This window comes from Salmonella sp. SAL04196 (genome assembly GCF_046550835.1).
In the GTDB taxonomy this organism is placed as follows: domain Bacteria; phylum Pseudomonadota; class Gammaproteobacteria; order Enterobacterales; family Enterobacteriaceae; genus Salmonella; species Salmonella enterica.
Window position 1 is genome coordinate 137,621 of record NZ_JBGDXE010000004.1, and the last position, 23,487, is coordinate 161,107.

The 23,487-nt window shown below is 53.8% G+C and carries 18 protein-coding genes; 5 read left to right on the forward strand and 13 right to left on the reverse strand.

Features of this window, described 5'->3' with window-relative positions; translation table 11 throughout:
• Positions 1–12: 12 nt before the first annotated feature.
• The 4 genes from ACLJPE_RS15790 to ACLJPE_RS15805 form a co-directional block, all read right to left on the reverse strand.
• A complete protein-coding gene (locus ACLJPE_RS15790; RefSeq protein WP_001214750.1) occupies positions 13–1,137 on the reverse strand; it encodes an ABC transporter permease in 1,125 nt (374 codons plus the stop codon).
• Entirely contained in the window at positions 1,137–3,878 is a 2,742-nt protein-coding gene (gene rbbA, locus ACLJPE_RS15795; protein WP_000202924.1) for a ribosome-associated ATPase/putative transporter RbbA, read from the reverse strand. The genes ACLJPE_RS15790 and rbbA overlap by 1 nt, the downstream gene beginning before the upstream one ends.
• Positions 3,875–4,942, reverse strand: coding sequence for an HlyD family secretion protein (locus ACLJPE_RS15800; RefSeq protein ID WP_039513552.1), 1,068 nt, complete (start codon positions 4,940–4,942; stop codon positions 3,875–3,877). Before ACLJPE_RS15800 ends, rbbA begins: the two co-directional genes overlap by 4 nt.
• A gap of 305 nt (positions 4,943–5,247) precedes the next feature.
• Positions 5,248–6,444: an NAD(P)/FAD-dependent oxidoreductase gene (locus ACLJPE_RS15805; protein ID WP_039513549.1), complete on the reverse strand. Its 1,197-nt coding sequence runs from the start codon at positions 6,442–6,444 to the stop codon at positions 5,248–5,250.
• A gap of 230 nt (positions 6,445–6,674) precedes the next feature.
• Here ACLJPE_RS15805 and pitA point away from each other — a divergent pair, with 230 nt between their 5' ends.
• Positions 6,675–8,171: an inorganic phosphate transporter PitA gene (gene pitA / locus ACLJPE_RS15810; RefSeq protein ID WP_000902764.1), complete on the forward strand. Its 1,497-nt coding sequence runs from the start codon at positions 6,675–6,677 to the stop codon at positions 8,169–8,171.
• A gap of 140 nt (positions 8,172–8,311) precedes the next feature.
• Here the strand turns inward: pitA and uspB are convergent, their stop codons facing one another.
• Complete coding sequence (gene uspB / locus ACLJPE_RS15815) at positions 8,312–8,647, reverse strand: universal stress protein UspB (RefSeq protein WP_000626193.1); 336 nt, start codon at positions 8,645–8,647, stop codon at positions 8,312–8,314.
• Positions 8,648–9,034: 387 nt separating this feature from the next.
• Here uspB and uspA point away from each other — a divergent pair, with 387 nt between their 5' ends.
• The gene (uspA, locus tag ACLJPE_RS15820) at positions 9,035–9,469 is read left to right on the forward strand and encodes a universal stress protein UspA (RefSeq protein ID WP_000323565.1); all 435 of its coding nucleotides are present in this window, start codon (positions 9,035–9,037) and stop codon (positions 9,467–9,469) included.
• Positions 9,470–9,792: 323 nt separating this feature from the next.
• Complete coding sequence (gene dtpB, locus ACLJPE_RS15825; RefSeq protein WP_001098275.1) at positions 9,793–11,265, forward strand: dipeptide/tripeptide permease DtpB; 1,473 nt, start codon at positions 9,793–9,795, stop codon at positions 11,263–11,265.
• A 91-nt stretch (positions 11,266–11,356) separates the two neighbouring features.
• On the opposite strand, the gene rsmJ is transcribed toward dtpB, so the two are convergent.
• The 3 genes from rsmJ to ACLJPE_RS15840 form a co-directional block, all read right to left on the reverse strand.
• Positions 11,357–12,115: a 16S rRNA (guanine(1516)-N(2))-methyltransferase RsmJ gene (gene rsmJ / locus ACLJPE_RS15830; protein WP_039513546.1), complete on the reverse strand. Its 759-nt coding sequence runs from the start codon at positions 12,113–12,115 to the stop codon at positions 11,357–11,359.
• A 6-nt stretch (positions 12,116–12,121) separates the two neighbouring features.
• Complete coding sequence (prlC, locus tag ACLJPE_RS15835; RefSeq protein ID WP_031601856.1) at positions 12,122–14,164, reverse strand: oligopeptidase A; 2,043 nt, start codon at positions 14,162–14,164, stop codon at positions 12,122–12,124.
• 181 nt (positions 14,165–14,345) lie between these two features.
• Positions 14,346–15,617 carry an acid phosphatase gene (locus tag ACLJPE_RS15840; RefSeq protein ID WP_000766150.1) on the reverse strand — a complete coding sequence of 424 codons (1,272 nt, stop codon included), beginning with the start codon at positions 15,615–15,617 and terminating at the stop codon, positions 14,346–14,348.
• Between the two features lie 210 nt (positions 15,618–15,827).
• Here ACLJPE_RS15840 and ACLJPE_RS15845 point away from each other — a divergent pair, with 210 nt between their 5' ends.
• Together ACLJPE_RS15845 and gorA are read left to right on the forward strand one after the other, a co-directional pair.
• On the forward strand, positions 15,828–16,670 hold the full coding sequence (locus ACLJPE_RS15845) for a 23S rRNA (adenine(2030)-N(6))-methyltransferase RlmJ (RefSeq protein ID WP_000954233.1): 843 nt from the start codon (positions 15,828–15,830) through the stop codon (positions 16,668–16,670).
• 104 nt (positions 16,671–16,774) lie between these two features.
• A complete protein-coding gene (gene gorA, locus ACLJPE_RS15850) occupies positions 16,775–18,127 on the forward strand; it encodes a glutathione-disulfide reductase (protein WP_039513543.1) in 1,353 nt (450 codons plus the stop codon).
• A 46-nt stretch (positions 18,128–18,173) separates the two neighbouring features.
• Here the strand turns inward: gorA and fraE are convergent, their stop codons facing one another.
• From fraE to ACLJPE_RS15875, 5 genes are all read right to left on the reverse strand, one after another.
• A complete protein-coding gene (fraE, locus tag ACLJPE_RS15855; RefSeq protein WP_001728764.1) occupies positions 18,174–19,217 on the reverse strand; it encodes a fructose-asparagine asparaginase in 1,044 nt (347 codons plus the stop codon).
• A 58-nt stretch (positions 19,218–19,275) separates the two neighbouring features.
• Positions 19,276–20,595, reverse strand: a complete 1,320-nt coding sequence (locus ACLJPE_RS15860) for an anaerobic C4-dicarboxylate transporter family protein (RefSeq protein ID WP_031601855.1) — start codon at positions 20,593–20,595, stop codon at positions 19,276–19,278.
• A 53-nt stretch (positions 20,596–20,648) separates the two neighbouring features.
• The gene (gene fraD, locus ACLJPE_RS15865) at positions 20,649–21,494 is read right to left on the reverse strand and encodes a fructose-aspartate kinase (RefSeq protein ID WP_000028427.1); all 846 of its coding nucleotides are present in this window, start codon (positions 21,492–21,494) and stop codon (positions 20,649–20,651) included.
• Positions 21,495–21,557: 63 nt separating this feature from the next.
• Positions 21,558–22,535, reverse strand: coding sequence for a 6-phosphofructose-aspartate deglycase (fraB, locus tag ACLJPE_RS15870; RefSeq protein ID WP_077905336.1), 978 nt, complete (start codon positions 22,533–22,535; stop codon positions 21,558–21,560).
• Positions 22,536–22,710: 175 nt separating this feature from the next.
• Positions 22,711–23,430 carry a GntR family transcriptional regulator gene (locus ACLJPE_RS15875; RefSeq protein ID WP_000572566.1) on the reverse strand — a complete coding sequence of 240 codons (720 nt, stop codon included), beginning with the start codon at positions 23,428–23,430 and terminating at the stop codon, positions 22,711–22,713.
• Positions 23,431–23,487: the final 57 nt, after the last annotated feature.

The following is a 23,487-nucleotide window of genomic DNA, read 5'->3' on the forward strand; positions in this document are numbered from 1 at the left end:
CGGCAATAATGTTTACGCCATTGTGCCAATCGTTTTTCTGAAGCGTAACAGCGCTATCAGGAAGAACACGCCGCCTATCGCCAGCAGGGTCAGGAACTGCGGCCAGACGATGCTCAAACCTGCGCCGCGATAAAGAATAGCCTGGGCAAGGCTGACAAAATGCGTCGTCGGCATGGTCAGCATAATATCCTGCACCGCCTGCGGCATACTTTCGCGCGGCGTGGAACCGCCGGAAAGCATTTGTAGCGGCAACAGTACCAGAATCATTAATAACCCCAGCTGCGGCATCGAACGGGCGATGGTGCCCATAAAAATCCCAATTGAAGTGGTGGCGAACAGGCTCAGCGCTACGCCCAACATAAACAATGGGATCGATCCTTCAATCGGTACGCCAAGTACGCCTTTCACCATCAGCATCAAAGACAAACCGGAAACCACCAGCACGACCAGCCCCATCGACCATACTTTTGCCATCATGATCTCAAAGGGCGTGACCGGCATCACCAACAGATGCTCTACCGTGCCGTGTTCTCGCTCGCGGATCAGCGCCGATCCGGTCAGCACTATCGCCAGCATGGTAATGTTGTTGATAATCGCCATCACGCCGCCAAACCACGCCGGGTCCAGATTCGGGTTAAAGCGCATCCGAATCTCCAGCGACACCGGCTGAACGTTATCTCCCCGCGCGCGCGCCACAAAGCTGTTGACCTCGCCGCTAATAATATTCTGGATATAACTGTTGCCGGTAAACGCCTGGCTCATGCGCGTCGCATCGACGTTAACCTGAATATCAGGCTGACGTCCGGCCAGCACATCACGCTGGAAATTCGGCGGAATATTGACCGCAAAGGTATAGCGTCCGGCATCCAGTCCGGCATCCATTTCCGTTGCCGTAATCATCTCCGGCGGCAGAAACCACGGGCGGTAAAAACTATTCACAATACGGTTCGACAACTGTGACTGATCCATATCGGCGATGGCGATAGGGGCAAGATGCAACGAACCGGGCAGGACGGTAGCGGAGGAGTAAACCGAAATCGTAAAGGCGAAGACGATCAGCGCCAGCATCGCTTTGTCGCCCAGCAGACTGCGCAGTTCTTTGACGCCGAGGTTATAAATATTACGTAATCCGCGCATTACCCCTCCTGTTTTTTCAGCAGCAGAATGCTCAGACCCATCACCACCGGGACGGCAATCAGTAACGGCATAAATAACGGCCAGAGATCGGACAGATCCAACGCTTTGGAAAACGTCCCGCGCGCGATCGTCAGAAAATGGCTGGTCGGGTAGATCTCGCCGATCCATCTTCCCGGTCCTTCCAGCGAAGCCACCGGATCGATCATGCCGGAAAATTGTGTTGCCGGAATGAGGGTAATAATCGACGTCCCAAAAATAGCGGCGATTTGGCTCTTCATAAACGTAGAGATCAGCAGCCCCAGACCGGTGGCGATGATGACGTAAAGTAGCGCCGCGAGGGTAAGCGTGAGAAAGCTGCCTTTCAGCGGCACGCCGAACACAAAGACCGACAGCGCGCACAGTAGCAAGAAGTTCAGCATACCCAGCGCGATATACGGCAGTTGTTTACCCAGCAAAAATTCGCTGCGCGTCGTCGGCGTTACGTACAGATTAATCATCGACCCCAGCTCTTTCTCCCGCACCACGCTCAGGGCGCTAAGCATTGACGGGATCATCATGAGCAGCAGCGGAATGACCGCCGGAACGATAGCGGGCAGACTTTTCACATCCGGGTTATAACGATAGCGCGTTTCAATGTTGAGCAGCCCGGTCTGTTTAACCGGGTTCGGCTGACGACTTGCCGCCTCCTGCAGCCAGCTTTGGTGCATCGCCTGAACGTACCCCTTCACCGTCTCGGCGCGGCTGGGCATGGCGCCATCCACCCAGACGCCAATCTGCGCTGGCGTACCGCGAGCAATATCGCGGCCAAAATTAGGCGGGATCTCAATGGCAACCGCCAACTCTCCCGAACGCATCCGCCGGTCAAGCTCGTCATAGCTGGCGAGCGGCGGCTGTTCGATAAAATAGCGCGATCCCGCCAGATTGAGCGACCATGCCTGGCTGCTGACGGTTTGATCGCGGTCGAGTACGGCAAAACGCAGGTTCTCCACGTCCATACTGATGCCATAGCCCATAATCAGCATCAGAATTACCGTTCCCAGCAGCGCCAGCGTCGAGCGTACCGGATCGCGGCGTAGCTCCAGCGCTTCGCGGCGACTGTAGCTGAACAAACGCCGGAAGCTCAATCCCTGCCGCGACGGTTTACCTGACGCGGCGGGCGTCTGGGATGGCGGTATTGGGGTTTCAGGAGCCGCTCCCGCAGCTTCCTGTAGCCAGGAAATAAACGCCGCCTCCAGATTGGCCGCGCCCCGCTGTTGCACCAATTCCTGCGGCGTACCGCTGGCGAGCACTTTACCGGCGTGCATCAATGACATTCGGTCGCAACGTTCCGCTTCGTTCATAAAATGGGTCGAGATAAAAATCGTCACCTTATCCTGACGCGAAAGATCGACCATAAGCTGCCAGAACATATCCCTGGCGACCGGATCAACGCCGGACGTTGGCTCATCAAGAATCAGCATTTCCGGGCGATGGATCACCGCTACCGCCAGCGATAAACGCTGGCGGATACCGAGCGGCAACGAAGCGGGGAGCGTATCTTCCACCTCCGTTAGCATAAAGCGTTCGATCATCTGCGCGACACGCGCCGGGATCTCCGCTGGCGGAATATGAAACAGGCGGGCATGAAGTTCCAGATTCTGCCGCACGGTGAGTTCGTTATAGAGCGAAAAAGCCTGCGACATATACCCGACCCGGCGACGGGTATCGATGTCGTTCGGGTCTACCGGCTGGCCAAATAGCCAGGCCTGGCCTTCGCTGGCGGGAAGCAGACCGGTCAGCATTTTCATGGTGGTCGATTTGCCGCAACCGTTTGAACCGAGGAAGCCAAAAATCTCGCCGCGCGGAATGCGGAAATTAACATGGTCAACCGCGACGAACTTACCGAAGCGCATGGTCAGATCTTTCGCCTCAATGGCAATCTCTTCCTGCTCAGCGTGATAGGGCGGGATCACCACTGGCTTATGCGCCTGGCGCTGCGCTTCTGGCAACAGGGCGATAAACGCCTGTTCCAGCGTCGCGCTATGGGTTTTTGCCCGCAGTTGCTGCGCGCTGCCGGTTGCCAGTATCTCGCCCGCATTCATCGCCACCAGCCAGTCAAAACGCTCCGCCTCTTCCATATAGGCCGTTGCGACCAACACGCTCATATTGGTCTGCCGTTGGCGGATACTGTCGATTAAGTCCCAGAACTGAGCGCGGGAGAGCGGGTCCACGCCGGTGGTAGGCTCATCAAGAATCAGCAATTCCGGGTCATGAATCAGCGCACAGCACAGCCCCAGCTTTTGTTTCATCCCACCGGACAGCTTCCCGGCAGGACGGTCACGAAACGGCGCCAGGCCGGTGCTGTTCAGCAACTCGGTAATACGCGCTTCGCGTTCAGCTTTGTCATGACCAAAGAGGCGAGCGAAAAAATCGACGTTCTCATAAACCGATAACGTGTGATAAAGGTTTTTCCCCAGCCCCTGCGGCATCCAGGCGATGCGCGGACAGACGTCGCGGCGATGTTTCGCATCGCGCATATCGCCGCCCAGGACGATAACGTTCCCTTGCTCAATCACCCGCGCGCCAGAAATCAGCGACAGCAGGCTCGACTTACCCACCCCGTCCGGACCAATCAGCCCGACCATACTACGGGCGGGAATGTCCAGCGTGATATTGTTCAGCGCGACCGTTTTTCCGTAATGCTGGCTCACCCCCTCAAGCTGCGCCACGGGAGGAACAGGCACCAGCGTCAGCGACGTCATTGCGACAACCTCACGTTCAGATCGTCAGGCCAGGGCACGCGCTCATCCAGACGAACCCATGCCATTCCCGGCAAACCGGTTTTGACATATTCCAGATGCTGTCGCAGCAGCTCTGGCGGAATACGCGCTTTGACGCGGAACATCAGCTTTAACCGTTCATCGTGGGTTTCCACGGTTTTGGGTGTGAACTGCGCCACGCTGGCGACAAAACTGATCGTCGCCGGAATACGCAGATCCGGCGCGGCGTCCAGCACCAGTCGCGCTTCGCCGCCGATCTTCAACAACCCCGCCTGTTCGGTCGGCAGGAAAAATGTCATATAAACGTCGCTGAGATCGACCATGTTCAACACCCGGCCGCCAGCCGATAACACTTCGCCCGGCTCCGCAACGCGGTACTGCACGCGTCCATCGCGCGGCGCTTTTAATTCGCTGTCGTCGATGTCGGCGACAATACGCCGCCCGGTCGCCTGCGCCGCTTCCACGCGCGTTTGCGCCTGGATAATACTGGTACGCGCCGCCTCAATCGCCGCTTTTGCCGCAGATACCTGCGCTTTGGCGGTCTCCAGGGCGGCGCGCGCGCTTTCCGCCGCCGCGCGATCGTCATCTAACTGTTGTACAGATACCGCGCCACGCTGCGACAGCGAACGGGAACGCACGTGACGTTTAGAGACGGAGTCCAGCTCAGCTTCCCGCTGTTTGACGACCGACTGCGCGGCGCGCATTTCACTCTGGCGTTGCTCCAGCAAGGCACGGGCGGCGGCAACCGCGCTTTCGGCTTCTTTGATTTGCGCGATCGCCTCCAGCCGCTGCTCCTGCAATACGCGGGTATCCATTTTCGCCAGCACCTCGCCCTGACGAACGAACTGCCCTTCCGAAACGAGGATGGTATCAATACGCCCGGCAATCTTAGTGGCAATATCCACTTCGGTGGCTTCAATTCTGCCGTTGCTGGCGGCAAACCCCTCCGGTATTCCCGCAGGGCGCAGCATCCACCAGGCTATCGCGGCCACCACCACAAGAATCCCCGCTCCCCACCACACCAGATGACGCTTCATTTTGTCCATAATCGACCCGCCGTAATCCCTGTTGTCTAACCATGCGTGTCACAAAGTCCGCCGGGCGTGCGCTCAGCGGGGGTTTCCATTCGGGATAAGAATGAAAAAAGAAAAGGGGCCAGACGACGAACAGACGCCGATGAAGCGCTCGCCGTCAAAGGGAGTGAATGATGTAGGTACCCGAAAAAGAGGGAGTAATGTTGTCATCATCAGCGTTCCTGGCCGTAAATGAAACACGCATACTCATAACTGCTATAAATCGATACTAACACCTCTGTCCGGGATGTCTATTCGCTTATTGTTTGTAATGGTACTTAGCGTTTTGCCGCCAAATCCTGCGCGCAGGCCCAGGCGCTCGACCACGCCCACTGGAAGTTATAGCCGCCCAACCAGCCGGTGACGTCCATCACTTCGCCGATAAAATAGAGACCCGGCACGCGGCGCGCTTCCATAGTCCGCGATGATAGTTCGTTTGTATCCACGCCGCCCAGCGTCACTTCCGCTGTCCGATAGCCTTCGGTGCCGTTAGGCTGCACTTGCCAGGCCGTAAGCGTGTCAACTAACGCCTGCTGGTCACGAACGTTCAACTGCCTGAGCGATACATCCGGGATGTGCCCCAACTGTTGTAAACACTCCACCAACCGTTTCGGCAAATGCATCGCCAGCGTGTTCTTCAGACTCTGGTTCGGGTGCGCGTTACGCTGTTCATTGAGAACGTCTTCCAGCGAGAGGTCCGGCAATAAGTTAATGCTCACTAACTCGCCCGGTTGCCAGTAGCTGGAAATCTGTAAAACAGCGGGGCCGGACAGCCCACGATGGGTAAAAAGTAGGTTTTCCCGAAATACCGTGCCATTGCGGGCGGTAATCACGCAGGGCACAGAGACGCCAGACAGCGTCTGGAGCTGTTCTAACAGCGGCTTATGCAGCGTAAAGGGCACCAGCCCGGCGCGCGTCGGCAACACCTTGAGACCAAACTGTTCGGCGATTTTATAGCCAAACGGCGATGCGCCAAGCCCCGGCATCGACAGGCCACCGCTGGCAATCACCAGCTTTTGCGTAGTCACCGTCTCGCCGTTCAGCGCCAGTATGAAACTCGACTCATCACGCTCGACGCTCAGTACCTCGCTACGCAGGCGCATCGTTACGCCGCCTTTGTCGCACTCGGCAACCAGCATATCGACAATGCGTTGGGCGGAATCATCGCAAAAAAGCTGTCCCAGCGTTTTCTCATGCCAGGCTATCCCATACCTGCCGACCAGATCGATAAAGTCCCACTGGGTATAGCGGGCTAACGCTGATTTACAAAAGTGGGGGTTCTGGCTCAAATACGCAGCAGGCTCAACATAAAGATTAGTAAAGTTGCAGCGCCCACCGCCGGACATGAGGATTTTACGTCCTGGCTTCTTGCCATTATCGATGAGCAGCACGCGGCTACCCGCCTGTCCTGCCTGCGCGGCGCAAAACATGCCCGCTGCGCCAGCGCCTATAATAACGGCATCAAACCTTTCCACGTCGCCTTCCTCTCTCAAATTCGGGCGGGAATTGTAAAGTTTCCTCAGTGGTCGCACCAGCGCGAAAAGCGCCTGAAAATGGTATTTATCTGAAATATATAAGATAATTCTTTAGTGATATCAAACAAAGCACGAAGTACATCAAAAAAAGTCTATATTTCACTTTGCCCGCGCCGCCAAAGTCACTGATAATGCGCCGCGTTCATGTCCTCAAAATGGCGTAACGTCCTATGCTACATTTGTTTGCTGGCCTGGATTTACATACCGGGCTTTTATTATTGCTTGCTCTGGCTTTTGTGCTGTTCTACGAAGCGATTAACGGCTTCCATGACACAGCCAATGCAGTCGCAACCGTGATTTACACCCGTGCAATGCGTTCGCAGCTGGCGGTTGTCATGGCGGCGGTGTTTAACTTTTTTGGCGTTTTGCTGGGGGGTCTCAGCGTGGCGTATGCCATTGTGCATATGCTACCGACGGATCTCCTGCTCAACATGGGTTCCGCGCACGGCCTCGCTATGGTCTTTTCCATGTTGCTGGCGGCGATTATCTGGAACCTCGGTACCTGGTATTTCGGGTTGCCGGCGTCCAGTTCCCACACGCTGATTGGCGCCATTATCGGCATCGGTTTAACTAATGCGATGATGACCGGCACGTCAGTGGTGGATGCGCTTAACATCCCGAAAGTTATCAATATTTTCGGTTCACTCATTATCTCCCCTATTGTCGGTCTGGTATTCGCCGGCGGTCTGATTTTCTTGCTGCGCCGCTACTGGAGCGGTACTAAGAAACGCGCCCGTATCCACCTGACGCCAGCCGAACGTGAAAAGAAAGACGGCAAGAAAAAGCCGCCGTTCTGGACGCGTATCGCGCTGATCCTCTCAGCTATCGGCGTGGCGTTTTCGCATGGCGCGAACGATGGTCAGAAAGGCATTGGCCTGGTCATGCTGGTGCTGATTGGCGTCGCGCCTGCGGGTTTCGTGGTCAATATGAATGCCTCCAGCTACGAAATCACCCGTACGCGCGATGCTATCAACAATGTCGAAACGTACTTTGAGCAGCGTCCTGACCTGCTGAAAGCCGTCACCGGCGTTGACCAACTGATTCCCTCTCCGGAACCGGGCGCAACTGAACCGACTGAATTCCACTGCCATCCGGCTAACACCATTAACGCGCTTAACCGTGCGAAAGGGATGCTGGCAAACGTGGAAAGCTACGACAAGTTAAGCGTTGAACAGCGTAGCCAGTTGCGTCGCATTATGCTGTGCATTTCCGACACGACCGACAAAGTCGTGAAACTGCCTGGCGTAAGCAGCGATGACCAGCGCCTGCTGAAAAAGCTGAAGACCGATATGTTAAGCACCATTGAGTATGCGCCGGTGTGGATCATTATGGCAGTGGCGTTGGCGCTGGGTATTGGTACGATGATCGGCTGGCGTCGCGTGGCGACCACTATCGGCGAGAAAATTGGTAAAAAAGGCATGACGTATGCGCAGGGAATGTCGGCGCAGATGACGGCGGCAGTCTCTATCGGTCTTGCCAGCTACACCGGTATGCCAGTTTCTACCACTCACGTCCTCTCCTCTTCAGTGGCGGGAACCATGGTCGTTGATGGCGGCGGGTTGCAGCGTAAAACCGTGACCAGCATTCTGATGGCCTGGGTATTTACGTTACCGGCGGCGATTATTCTTTCCGGCGTGCTGTACTGGCTTTCCCTGAAGATTATTTAAGCCAAATGGGCCGGATAGCGCTGTCGCTAATCCGGCCTGTCAGAATGAAGCAACACAGGCCTGACAGGCCGCTACAAGCGGCGTCATCCGGGAGGCTTATCTAACACAAGCGGGTCAGGAAACTGGCCCGCTTTTTTTATTCAGTGCCAAATCATGAGCGCAATCAAGCTCACCACCACCAAACCGCATAACGCGCTGGTCAGCAGAAACTGGCGGCGCACGCGTTCACAACGGCGAATAAATTCTTCATCATGATGATCGCGATAGCGCTGAGCGTAGATATACCATACCAGGCGCACCTGTTTGTTGGGCTGACCATGCGTGGTAAAGAAGCCGCCGCCATCGACATATTGATAGAGCAAAGGATCGCAACCACGAAGTACCACTAACAGTGCGCGTAGCGATGAGAAATAGCGCGCCATATTAACAATGCAAACGACACATAAAGCCCAGAATAGTGAGACGGTGCTTATCATATCTCCTCCCCGGCGACCCGCCCACGGAGTTCCTCTCCGGGACTACCGCTCCCCGATACCCTGCCAGACAATCAGTGAAAGAGTACTACGAAAGCCGTCCATATTAGCGCTCCGCATTCGAACGGCTCTTATACACATTGTAGGAGATCAGTTAATTTTTTTACCAGAAGGTTAATCACTATCAATGCAATTCCCTGAAAATTTTGTTTAACTAGCTGGCAAGCAAGGCAGATTGACGGATTATCCTGGTCGCTATAATGTAAGGATAGTTATGGTAAACGGCTGAGCTAGCCCCGCGCATAGAGTTCGCAGGACGCGGGTGACGCGGCGGCATAAGAAACGCCAGTAGCTCAATGGTCATCGACAACTTATGGAAGGAGTAACACTATGGCTTATAAACACATTCTTATCGCAGTTGATCTCTCCCCGGAAAGTAAAGTTCTGGTTGAAAAAGCGGTCTCTATGGCGCGCCCCTACAACGCGAAAATCTCCCTCATCCACGTTGACGTGAATTATTCAGACCTGTACACCGGTCTGATTGACGTCAATCTGGGCGATATGCAGAAACGTATCTCCGAAGAAACCCACCACGCGCTGACCGAGCTGTCTACCAACGCTGGCTACCCTATCACTGAAACCCTGAGCGGTAGCGGCGATTTGGGCCAGGTGCTGGTTGACGCCATCAAGAAATACGATATGGATCTGGTCGTTTGCGGTCATCACCAGGACTTCTGGAGCAAACTGATGTCTTCTGCGCGCCAGCTGATCAACACCGTTCACGTTGACATGCTGATTGTTCCGCTGCGCGACGAAGAAGAGTAATACTTGCCGTGCCGGCTGGCGGCTAAGACCGCGTCTGGTCTATAGTCAATCAGGTTGGCCTGAACCATCAGGCAAATTCCGGCTCTCAACAAAACGCCCGCTTATGTGGGCGTTTTGTTTATCCCCCCTTCTTCGCAGTACTCAGTACATCATTCCATCACACCAAACATAATTAGTGTGATCCACTAATTAGTTTGCGTATCATTTGTATAATAACCTATTGATCAGGCTAATAACCGCAGTCTATATCAGGGTAAGTCTTTTCGGCGCGTTTTGATATACGCGCTCATACGTTTCGGGATGGCATTAAAAGGCGAAGGAATATGAATACAACTGCACCTACGGGCTTGCTGCAGCAACCTCGTCCATTCTTCATGATCTTTTTTGTAGAATTATGGGAACGATTTGGCTATTACGGCGTCCAGGGCATCCTGGCGGTCTTTTTCGTTAAACAATTGGGTTTTTCTCAGGAACAGGCCTTTATTACCTTTGGCGCTTTTGCGGCGCTGGTTTATGGCCTGATCTCCATCGGCGGCTATGTTGGCGACCATCTGTTAGGGACTAAACGCACCCTGGTCCTGGGCGCGATTGTGCTGGCGATTGGCTATTTTATGACCGGCATGTCGCTATTAAATCCCGATCTGATTTTTATCGCACTGGGTACGATTGCCGTGGGCAACGGGTTATTTAAAGCCAATCCCGCCAGCCTGCTCTCTAAATGCTATCAGCCTAAAGATCCCCGGCTGGATGGCGCTTTCACCCTGTTTTATATGTCGATTAACATCGGTTCTTTGTTATCGCTATCGCTGGCGCCGGTGATTGCCGATAAATTTGGCTATGCGGTGACCTATAATCTGTGCGGCGCTGGTTTAATTGTTGCGCTTCTGGTGTACTTCGCCTGCCGTGGCATGGTGAAAAATATCGGTTCTGAACCGGATCATAAACCGCTACGTTTTCGTAATTTGCTGCTGGTACTACTCGGCACCGTCGTCATGATTTTCCTCTGCGCCTGGCTGATGCACAACGTTAAGATTGCCAATCTGGTGCTCATCGTCCTTTCTATCGTCGTCACTATTTTCTTCTTTCGCGAAGCGTTTCGTCTGGATAAAACCGGCCGCAATAAAATGTTCGTGGCGTTTATTCTGATGATTGAAGCCGTGCTGTTTTACATTCTGTATGCGCAGATGCCTACCTCGCTGAACTTCTTTGCGATTAATAACGTGCATCATGAAATTCTTGGATTCGCCATTAACCCGGTGAGTTTTCAGGCGCTGAACCCATTCTGGGTGGTCGTCGCCAGTCCGGTACTGGCAGCGATTTACACCCGACTGGGTAGCAAAGGCAAAGATCTGACTATGCCGATGAAGTTTACGCTCGGCATGTTCCTCTGCGCGCTGGGTTTTCTGACCGCCGCCGCCGCCGGGATGTGGTTTGCCGATGCGCAAGGATTGACGTCGCCGTGGTTTATCGTGCTGGTGTATCTGTTCCAGAGTCTGGGCGAGCTGCTGATTAGCGCGCTGGGGCTGGCAATGGTCGCCGCTCTGGTGCCGCAGCATCTGATGGGTTTTATTCTGGGAATGTGGTTCCTGACCCAGGCCGCCGCCTTCCTGCTCGGCGGTTATGTGGCGACCTTCACTGCCGTACCGGAAAACATCACCGATCCGTTGCAGACGCTGCCAATTTATACCGGCGTCTTTAGCAAAATTGGTCTGGTAACGCTGGCGGTCACCGTGGTGATGGCCATTATGGTGCCGTGGTTAAACCGAATGATTAATACGCCAGGTACCGAACAGTAATACTCAGTGCCGGATGCGGCTTACGCCTTATCCGGCCTACAAATAATTGAGAATCGTAGGCCCGATAAGCGCAACGCCATCGGGCAATCCGTTACTCCGTCAGAGGGGTTCCGGCATAAATATCAAACCGATGCCCTTTGGTGACGATGGCGTTGGGCGTCGCGACATCCGCCAGCGGCGGCGCATAATCGGGACGTTTGACCACCACGCGTTTGGTCGCCAACTGACGCGCCGGTTCCAGCAGTCCGTCGGCGTCTAAATCCGGCCCCACCAACGACTGAAACACCCGCATCTCTTTCTTCACCAGCGCGCTTTTCTGCCGGTGAGGAAACATCGGATCGAGGTAGACCACCTGCGGGCGCGGCGTGATATCGGTTAACGCCGTCAGGCTGGAAGCATGAATCAACTGCAAACGCTCCTGAAGCCAGCCGCCAATATCCGCATCGGCGTAGCCGCGCGCCAGACCGTCATCGAGCAACGCGGCGACCACCGGATTACGCTCCAGCATCCGCACGCGGCAACCGACGGACGCCAGTACAAACGCATCGCGCCCCAGTCCGGCCGTGGCATCGACCACATCCGGCAGATAATCGCCCTTAATACCGACCGCCTTCGCCACCGCTTCGCCGCGCCCGCCGCCGAACTTACGTCGATGGGCCATCGCGCCGCCGACAAAATCGACGAAAATGCCGCCGAGCTTCGGTTCGTCGCGCTTGCGCAGCTCCAGATGTTGCGGCGTCAATACCAGCGCCATCGGGTTGTCTTCGTCATGCTCCAGTCCCCAGCGGGCAGCCAGAGCAGATAAGGCGCCGTCTGTGGCGCCCGTTTCATCCATTAAGCAGATTTGCACGTAAAATCAGCCTTTAATCCCGTAATGCTCCAGCATCGCGTCCAGTTGTGGTTCACGGCCACGGAAGCGTTTAAAGAGTTCCATCGGCTCTTCAGAACCACCGCGAGTCAGGATGTTATCAAGGAACGACTGACCGGTCTCACGGTTGAAAATGCCTTCTTCCTCAAAGCGGGAATAAGCGTCCGCCGCCAGTACGTCGGCCCACAGATAGCTGTAGTAGCCTGCCGCATAGCCGCCAGCAAAGATATGGCTGAACGCATGTGGAAAGCGACCCCATGTCGGTGACGGCACCACGGCGACCTGTTTTTTAATTTCAAAGAGCGTCTCAAGAATTTTCGCTCCTTGCTGCGGATTAAATTCCGCATGCAGACGGAAATCAAACAGACCGAACTCCAGCTGACGCAGAATAAACAGCGCCGCCTGATAGTTTTTCGCCGCCAGCATTTTATCCAGCAGTTCCTTCGGCAACGGCTCGCCGGTTTCATAGTGGCCGGAGATAAACGCCAGCGCTTCCGGCTCCCAGCACCAGTTTTCCATAAACTGGCTTGGCAGTTCGACCGCGTCCCACGGCACCCCGCTGATGCCGGAGACCCCGGCGGTCTCAATGCGGGTCAACATATGATGCAAGCCATGACCAAACTCGTGGAACAGGGTGATCACTTCGTCATGGGTAAACAGAGCGGGTTTACCGTTCACCGGACGGTTGAAATTACAGGTCAGATAAGCGACCGGCTTTTGCAATGTGCCGTCCGCTTTACGCATCTGGCCGACACAGTCGTCCATCCACGCCCCGCCGCGTTTGTGTTCGCGCGCGTACAGGTCAAGGTAGAAGCTGCCGCGCAGCTCGTTATTTTCGTCATACAGTTCAAAGAAACGCACTTCCGGGTGCCAGACATCAACGTCAGTACGCTCTTTGGCGGTGATGCCGTAAATACGTTTCACCACTTCAAACAGGCCATTCACGGCTTTGTTTTCCGGGAAGTACGGACGTAGCTGCTCATCGCTGATGCTGTACAGGTGCTGTTTTTGCTTTTCACTGTAGTACGCGATATCCCACGGTTGCAGCTCCTCAACGCCAAATTCGGCTTTGGCGAAGGCGCGCAGCTGGGCCAGCTCTTTTTCCCCCTGCGGACGGGCGCGTTTCGCCAAATCGGTCAGGAAGTCGAGCACCTGCTGCGGATTTTCCGCCATTTTGGTGGCCAGCGATTCATGGGCATAATTTTCGAAGCCCAGCAGTTGCGCCAGTTCATGGCGCAGCGCAAGAATTTCTTCCATCACCGGGCTGTTATCCCATTTCCCCGCGTTCGGCCCCTGATCGGAGGCGCGAGTGGAATAGGCGCGATACATCTCTTCGCGCAACGCCTGGTTGTCGCAGTAGGTCATGACCGGCAGATAGCTCGGGATATCCAGGGTCAGCAGGTAACCTTCCTGCTCTTTGGCTTCCGCCTGGGCTTTAGCGGCGGCGAGCACGCTTTCCGGCATTCCCGCCAGCTCGGCTTCGTCGGTGATGAGCTTCGTCCAGCCCATGGTGGCATCGAGCACATTATTGCTGTACTGGTTGCCCAGCTCAGACAGGCGAGTGGCGATTTCGCCGTAACGCTGCTGTTTCTCTTTCGGCAGGCCAATGCCGGACAGTTCAAAATCACGCAGCGCGTTATCAACCGCTTTCTTCTGCGCGGTATTCAGCGTGGCGTAATGATCGCCGTCGCGCAGGTCGCGGTACGCGTTGTACAGTCCTTCATGTTGCCCAACCCAGGTGCTGTATTCAGACAGCAGCGGCAGCGTCTGTTCGTAGGCTTCACGCAGCTCCGGACTATTTTTCACCGAGTTTAAGTGGCTAATTGGCGAGAAAATACGCCCCAGAACATCGTCGGCTTCCGCCAACGGCTGGCAGAGGTTTTCCCAGCTATACGGCGCGCCATGCGCCACAACGCCTTCTACCGCCGCCCGGCAATCGGCCAACGCTTTGGTGACCGCAGGCACCACATGCTCCGGTTTAATTGCAGAAAAAGGCGGCAGTGAAAAAGACGTTAGTAATGGATTGGTCATATGCGCAGTCCTGTAGAAGAAGGTGAGTGGAGCGCGCTTTTGGCGCTCTCGCGATGAGATCTAGAATGGGGGATAGTAAGGGGAATTTCAATGATGGACAGCGTACAGACGTGGGTATCGCTGCAATAAGCCGCCCCTTTAACATCATCCCGGCTTACGTTTTATAAGCCGGGTGACAACGTCAGCGCGTTTTTCTCGCCATCTCGTAAGCAGCGGACAGATCCAGACGCTGCCAGAACTGTTGATCCTCGGTCTCGCCCGACAACGGATATCCTGCCGGTAACGCCGTCTCTTCCATTAACGCCTGACGCTGCGCTGGCGACAGGTTCGGCAGCGCTGTCTGTAGCAGAACATCGGCGCCTTTTGGTATTTTCAACGGCTGATGCTCGCCTTTCTGTTGCGGCAGGTTATAAGTCATGGTGAAGCGGTAGAAGGTATGCATGGCCGGATCGCGGTACGGATCGTCTTTTCCGGCCGATGCCGCGCATTCGACAATCGTCGTACCGCACTCTTTCACCAGCGCCTCGCGCAGTTGAGCGCGAGCTTCGTTGAACAACGTACGATAATACGGATCGTTAAGGTAATGCGCGACATTACGCTGCGCGACCATCCGCGCGCCCATCACATCCAGCGGATAGTGTACGCCAAGGACCAGGCGAGAATAGCCATAACGCGCGCCACGAATCACCAGCGCATCAAAGCGTTCCGGGATCATTTCCGCCATCAACAGCGCATCCGTATAACCGGTATTCGTGTGTCCGCTGGGGAAAGCACCGCCACCCGCGGTATAAGGATGACCATCTTTTACCACCACATCATCCGGCGTCAAATGGATAGTATTACCCGGCACCTGGTAAGGACGCGGGTAATGAAAATATTTTTTCGCCGCGCCGGTGCTGACTTCCGAGGCTTTAATCAACGCCGCCGCTTTGCCCAACTCACCTTTATCATAAGCGGCGAGAAATGCCCGCCCCAGCCGCGGCCCCATTGCGTCGCTCAGGAAATAGAGATACTCCACGCTTTCCGCATCCGCCAGCGCCTGGTGACGAGTATTAACATCGGCATCGTGATTAATCGCCGTCACCGTCGCCAGATTGTCTTTCAATACTGCTTCCGGCAATGTATTGAAGGCGGAAAGTAGGGTAATCCCCATCTGTTGATTCTCAGTAGTATGAAAATCATAACCGCTAGCCTGTAACCAGGCATTATCCGCCTGGATGGAATTCTGTCGCATCTGAGCCAGGGCGTCGCGAGTCAACGCGGCGGTATCGCCTTGTAATGCCTTACGCAACTGTGTCAGCCATTGAGCCTCAAGGTCATTAAAGGCGACGCTCGCCGAGTCGGGCGTCACGCTTTTCGCTATCGACTCCGCCTGGGACAGGGGAATATCTTTCGCCAGTGCCGGCATCGCCAGCGCCAGAGATGACGCCAGTACAGTAATGTGTAGTTTCATTATGGTTCCTTTCATTAAAAATAACGCCAGGTCAAAACTACTACCTTGCCCACAGGCGATGCTGGCCTGCGCAGTTGACGGTTTGATGATACGAACACGTCTTGCAATACTTTCACAACGCGCGAAACAACATGGCGGTACTGGGGTAATCTGCGCGGATCTGCGGTAAACTATCGGCTAACTTGTTTACTTCCCGGAATATCTGCATCCATGCTCAGTTATCGTCACAGCTTTCACGCTGGCAACCACGCCGACGTCCTTAAACATACCGTTCAGAGCCTGATCATCGAGTCGCTAAAAGAGAAAGAAAAACCGTTTCTCTATCTGGACACGCACGCGGGCGCGGGGCGTTATCAGTTGGGCAGCGAACATGCTGAACGTACCGGAGAGTATCTGGAAGGCATCGCCCGTATCTGGCAGCAGGACGATCTGCCCGCCGAACTGGAACCGTATATTAGCGTCGTAAAACATTTCAACCGCAGCGGGCAGTTACGCTACTATCCGGGCTCCCCGTTAATCGCCCGCCAGTTGCTGCGTGAGCAGGACAGTCTGCAACTCACGGAATTGCATCCCAGCGACTTCCCACTGTTGCGCGCGGAGTTTCAAAAAGACAACCGCGCCCGCGTGGAACGCGCTGACGGCTATCAGCAACTGAAAGCCAAATTGCCGCCGGTTTCCCGCCGCGGTCTGATCCTCATTGACCCACCTTATGAAATGAAAACCGATTACCAGGCGGTAGTCAGCGGCATCAGCGAGGGTTATAAACGTTTCGCCACCGGTACATACGCGCTATGGTATCCGGTGGTGCTCCGCCAGCAAATTAAGCGCATGATTCATGATCTGGAGGCCACCGGCATCCGTAAAATCCTGCAAATTGAGCTGGCGATCCGCCCGGACAGCGATCAGCGCGGGATGACGGCGTCCGGTATGATCGTGGTTAACCCGCCGTGGAAACTGGAGCAGCAGATGAACAACGTGCTACCGTGGCTGCACAGCAGGTTGGCGCCAAACGGTCACGGACACACTTCGGTAAGCTGGATCGTGCCGGAGTAATCACAGCCATCGGTGGAACCTTTCACCTTCAGGTATACAATCGCGAATATTTTGGCGGGTAGCGCAGAATCTATCCGTCCGACAACGAACATAAAGGAGCGGTCATGACCAAACACTATGATTACATCGCTATCGGCGGCGGCAGCGGCGGTATCGCCTCGATTAACCGCGCCGCTATGTACGGCCAGAAATGCGCGCTCATCGAAGCCAAAGAGCTGGGCGGCACCTGTGTTAACGTGGGCTGCGTGCCGAAGAAAGTGATGTGGCATGCCGCGCAGATTCGTGAAGCGATTCATCTGTATGGCCCGGACTACGGTTTTGACACCACGATTAATCAGTTCGACTGGAGCAAGCTGATTACCAGCCGTACCGCGTATATTGACCGCATCCATACTTCATACGACAACGTGCTGGGCAAAAATAACGTGGATGTGATTAAAGGCTTTGCCCGCTTTGTCGATGCCAAAACCATTGAAGTGAACGGCGAAACCATCACCGCCGACCATATTTTGATCGCTACCGGCGGCCGTCCGAGCCATCCGAGCATTCCAGGCGTGGAATACGGCATTGATTCCGACGGTTTCTTTGCGCTGTCTGCCTTGCCGGAGCGCGTCGCGGTGGTAGGCGCAGGTTATATCGCCGTTGAACTGGCTGGCGTTATCAACGCGCTGGGGGCGAAAACGCATCTGTTTGTCCGTAAACATGCGCCGCTGCGCAGTTTTGACCCGATGATTAGCGAAACGCTGGTTGAGGTGATGAACGCCGAAGGCCCGCAACTGCATACTCACGCCGTGCCGAAAGCGGTGGTGAAAAACGCCGACGGCAGTCTGACTCTGGAACTGGAAGATGGCCGCAGTGAAACCGTTGATTGCCTGATCTGGGCCATTGGTCGCGAACCGTCGACCGACAATATTAATCTGGCGGCAGCGGGCGTGAAAACCAATGAAAAAGGTTACATCATCGTTGATAAATGGCAGAACACGAACGTAGAAGGCATTTACGCCGTTGGCGATAACACCGGCGCAGTGGAGTTAACGCCAGTCGCCGTCGCCGCCGGTCGCCGTCTCTCCGAACGCCTGTTTAACAACAAGCCGGACGAGCATCTGGACTACAGCAACATCCCGACCGTGGTCTTTAGCCATCCGCCTATCGGCACCGTCGGATTAAGCGAGCCGCAGGCGCGCGAGCAGTACGGCGACGAGCAGGTGAAAGTCTATAAATCATCGTTTACCGCTATGTATACCGCGGTAACGACGCACCGCCAGCCGTGCCGTATGAAGCTGGTCTGCGTCGGGCCGGAAGAAAAAATTGTGGGTATCCACGGTATCGGCTTCGGCATGGATGAAATGTTGCAGGGCTTCGCAGTGGCGCTGAAGATGGGCGCTACCAAGAAAGACTTCGATAATACCGTCGCCATTCACCCGACCGCATCGGAAGAGTTTGTGACCATGCGTTAATATCTTGCGCGCCCATCTTCGAGGGTGGGCGCACAAGCCTGCATGATTAATACGTACTGAAATAACTCTGGATCAGTTCCGGATTACGCGTCTGAGTTAGTGCCGTCATCAGCAAGACTCGCGCCTTCGCCGGGTTGAGCGAGTCAGACACCAGCCCTGGCTGCCCTTTATCCAACGGTACGACGCCGTTTCCGGTGCGGGAAGCGCGCACCACGATAATCCCGGCTTTCTCCGCTTTTTTAATCCCCGCGTCGCTACGTACCGAGACCGAACCTGCACCGGTTCCGGCATAAATAATACCGTCCGCGTGATGGGCGATCGCCGCATCATACATATATTCCGGGTCGTCCTGATAGCCGTAAATAATCACCACATTGGGTAATTTTTTGATATTACGTACGTCAAAAACAGAGCGCAGGGTATGAATTTTTTCCACCCGCGTTTCGAACTGTGGCTGACCATTAACGATGCCCCCCAGATAGCCCTCTTCCGGCGCTTTAAAGGTATCCAGAGTCGTGGCATTGGTTTTCGTTACAAAGCGCGCCGAACCAATACGATCGTTTAAAACCACCATCACGCCGCGTCCCTTCGCATTCGGGTCAGCAGCCACCGTGACCGCTTCCAGCAGGTTCATTGCGCCATCGGCGCTGATTGCCGACGCGGGCCGCATTGCAGCGGTAAACACCACCGGTTTGTCGCTTTTCACGGTCAAATTAAGAAAGTAGGCGGTTTCATCGAGCGTGTCAGTGCCGTGAGTAATGACTACACCGTCAACATCATCCCGCGCCAATAACGCATTCACCTTCTGTGAAAGTTTCAGGATAATATCGCTGGTCATATTTTCGCTACCAATATTCGCCACCTGCTCGCCGTCAACGCGAGCGATATTATTCATTTCCGGCACGGCATTTATTAATGTTTGCACGCCAAGTTCACCGGATTTATATCCGGCGGTTTGCGTATTATTGGCTGCCGTCCCGGCGATAGTACCGCCTGTCGCGAGAATAACAATATGCGGTAGTGACGTTGTGCTAAATACACAGTGGCTGATGAGCAGCAACACGGTGGCCATGAAAACTCTAATTTTCATTTTCTTCCTCTGAATTAAAAATAATAAGTGACGTGTGCTATAAAAACATGAATAACAATCAGGCCAGAACCATTTTTCCTATTAACAGCCCGACAATGACCGAAACAATCACGTTAACTAATCCCGGACGCATAAAACTATGGTTAAGCACATATTTGCCGATACGCGTCGTACCGGTATCGTCAAACGCCAGCGCCGCCAGACACTGCCCCGCCACCGGAATAAAGAAATAGCCGTTAACGGCAGGCCAGGAGCCGATTAACGCATAAGCGGGCAACCCTAACGCCAGCCCCAGCGGCAACAGAATTAACGTCGTTGCCGCCTGGCTGCTGACCATAGCGGACACGAAAAACATCATAATGGCGATAAGCCAGGTATGCTGTTGCAATAGAGTTTGCACTTCTGCCTTAATCAACGCGATATGACCATTCACGAACGTCTCACTCATCCAGGCCAGGCCGAAGGCGCAGACAATCGCCAGCGCGCCCGCCCGAAATACCGTACCGCTGATAATTTGATCGACCTGCGGCCGGCATAACAACACAATCAGGTAGGCAAAAGAGAGCATCGTAATCTGGATAGCGGCGGACATCGAAAGCGGTTGTAGCCCTTTCGCTGTCTCCACCATGGGCCGCAGCACCGGAATCAGTCCTAACAGAACGATAACGATCGCGCTGGTCAGAAATAACGCCACCGACAATTTGGCGCGCGAAGTGACCACCGTATTTTTACTTTCTTTCTGCGCAGGTTTAATTAACCCTTCAGCAAGCCGACGTTGATATTCCGGATCGTCTTTTAACTCTTTTCCTTTATTAAAGGTCGCTATTGCCCCCATCGCTACACCGATTAACGTGGCAGGCACGCAAATCATCATAATGGTTGAAATAGAGACGCCCAACGGCGCCATTAAACCAATCATCGCCGCCATGGCGGCAGATATAGGACTGGCGGTGATCGCCTGTTGCGATGCAATAACAGAAATAGATAAAGGACGTTCCGGTCGAATACCTGAATCCCGTGCGACTTCAGAAATAACCGGCAGCAAGCTATAAACGACATGCCCCGTTCCTGACATAAACGTGAAGATATAACAGATAAACGGCGCTAATAACGTAATGTAACGAGGGTGGCGACGCAGAATTTTTTCCGCCAGTTTGACCAGTAAATCCAGCCCGCCGGAGGCCTGTAAAGATGCGGCCGCCAGGACAACAGAAAGAATTATCAGAATAACATCAATCGGTGGCGTAGAAGGCGTCAGGCCAAAAATAAAAACCATCACGCCGACGCCTAACCCGCCGACCATCCCTAAAAATACGCCGCCGATCCTGGCTCCTATCATCAGGGCCACAAGGATAAAACATAATTCCGTCCAAAACATACTTCCTCCTGGGTTATCTGGAGTGAGTGTCGCTTTACATTGAGGGACGTAACCTATTGTGCAAACGGTTTACCAAAACCAAATGCGCCGTAATGAGATAAAATCTGCGCCGCCGATTTCCCGCCCTGCCACATGGCGCGTAACACGCTTTCTTTATCGGGTTCCGCCATACCCGATTGCAAAATGGAAAGCAAAAAACCGGTTAAGAAGGCGTCGCCTGCGCCCAGCGTATCGACAGGTTCGATATAAACAGGTTGCCACTCCAGATAATCCGCGCCGGAAAAATAATAAACTTTTTCATGCCCGCAGGTGGCAATAATATGCCGACAGCCATAACGATAAAGTTTATTGAGTTTTATTTTGATTTCATCTGGCGATAACCCGCTGCAGGAGATAAATCCGTAATCTACCCACGGGCATACCTTTTCAAAATAGTCGTCTGTACCGCGCCCGGAAAAATCAAAAGAGAGTAAGACGGTTTGTTGTTTAATTTTCTCCAGCTCCGATTCCAGATGGCCGTTAATACTGGAATGGACTAATGTAAATTGTGATATATAGCGAAGATCATCGTCAGACAGGCTAAAAGGATGTTCCCGCAATACGCCGTTTTTGTTGCTGGCGACAAATTGTCGATCGCCATGCGAGAGACGGATACAAGCATATCCATTTTCGCCGGTATAATGGCGGCTGTGAGAGATATCTATCTGTAGCTGGTGTAATACATCCTGTACGTGCTGCGCGGCGTCGTCATTGCCAAACGCCCCCATAAACGCGCTGGGGATGTCTGCTAATTTCGCATAGACAGCAAAATTTAATGCATTACCGCCGGGGTACATGATGCCGGAATGCAGGTATTTATCGACAACGTTGTCGCCAATACCCAATACGCTGATGCTCATCATTATTCCTTGTTTGTCTTTACAATAAAAAGCGTCCCTGCTTTTTTATCCATCCTGATGTAATTAATATTCCACTTTCCACATATAGCGGCGCGTCGTTAACGGATGCTGGCGCGCCTCAGCTAACGCCCGATTGTAAACGGGATAAACGTTATTAAAGAGAGAGTGGTTAAAGTAATCAATAACCGTGGTTTTAATGGTCGATAGCCCCAGCTCTTTCGCATCGACAACTTCAATCCGGCGGCCATATTTTTTCAGGAAGTTTAACGCGCGTTCATCCACCGCCCGCGTATTGCCCTCGGAAAACTGGAAGAAGAAAGGCGTATTCGCATCGGTAATTTCAAACGGCCCGTGGAAAAACTCACCGCTATGAATACAGGCGGAATGTATCCATTGCATTTCCATAAAGATACAGATGCTCTGTAGGTAGGCTGCGCCATAGCCCGCGCCGCTGGCGACGGTGTAAATGACTTTATCGTCTTTATATTCCTGCGCGAACGCCTGCGCACGCTCCGCAACCTGCTCGCAAGCGCGCCAGACGATACGGTTGATTTTGCTGACGCCATCCTGAAAATCGTCGTAGTGCGCATACCCTTCCGTCTGCTGGAGCAGTTCGACCGCACTCAGCAGGCCTTTCATCGTTTTCTCTCCGGCAATATCTTTACCGTCGCCAAACGTGTACGTTTCCACATAGTCGCAATGCGCCACCAACGGTGAATCCATTACCCAGGTTAAACCAATGACCGGCGCGCCGTGTTGACGGGCGATTTCAGCCGCTTTAATTGTCTCTGGCGTATTACCTTTGTGGGAGGCGACAACCACAACGGCATTTTCTCCCAGCGCTACCGGCGGGTTGTTAATAAATTCTCCGCTGTTATACAGACCGACAGTCAACGCTTTCGCTTCTTTTTCTAAAAATGCTTTCGCCGGATAGAACGCCGCATAAGAACCGCCGCACGCCACATAATAGACGTGTTTAACGCCTCCTTTCTCTGCCTGGCTGGTCACAATATTGCTAACTGTCTCTTTCATACCCATCATGCTTTCCTCTGGTTCCATCAATGATACAGGCGAGGATTCGCCATAAATGACTCATAATGTATTGTTATTTTTATATGACATTTAAAGACATTTGATCAAGATGGAAACCAAAAAAAATCGGGATCCGCGATCTGGATCCCGATTCAGCCTGCTCTTCGTTAGCGTAATGCTGACATCATACGGTAAACCGTATTTTATCGCCGACAATCAACTGTTGCGAAACGCAGGAGAGTTCTCCTTTGTTATCAATCATTTCACTTTTTATCAGGATCAGCGGATAACCCTCGTTGACGCCAAGATAATGGGCGACTTCAAAGCTGGCATAAACCAGTTCGATCATCTTACGGGAGTGGGTAAACCATAAATGGTATTTCTCGCGTAAGCATTCATACAAAGAGTGATTATTAAGATCTTCGTCCAGCAAAAACGCAAAACGTGGGGGAAGATGTACGGTTTCCAGCGATACCGCCACATCGTCGGCATAGCGGATACGTTCAATGACGACCGCTTTTTCGCCATCGTTCATATTCAGTAACGCTTTTGTCTCATCGTCTACCGATTCAAAAACGGATTTGATGGTGCGTGACCCCGGGCGACGTCCCTGAGACTGGCATAACTCGCTGAAACTCATGATGCCGGTCATGCTGCGCTGAAATTTCTCACCAGAGACAAAGGTGCCTTTGCCGGAGACACGGGTCAGCAAATTTTCACGCGTCAGCGCATCCAGCGCCTTACGGACCGTGACCCTGCTCACCTGCCAGCGCGCGCTCAGTTCATTTTCCGTCGGGATCTGCTGGCCTGGTTTATACTCTCCACGCGCAATGGCCTCTTTTAAGGCGGCTTCAAGCTGCTTATAAAGCGGTTTGGCGCTTTTACTGTCGGGTTGCTCGATCATTTGTATCCATTTGTATTATCATGGTGCCATAGCTTGTATTATAACTATTTACGTTAC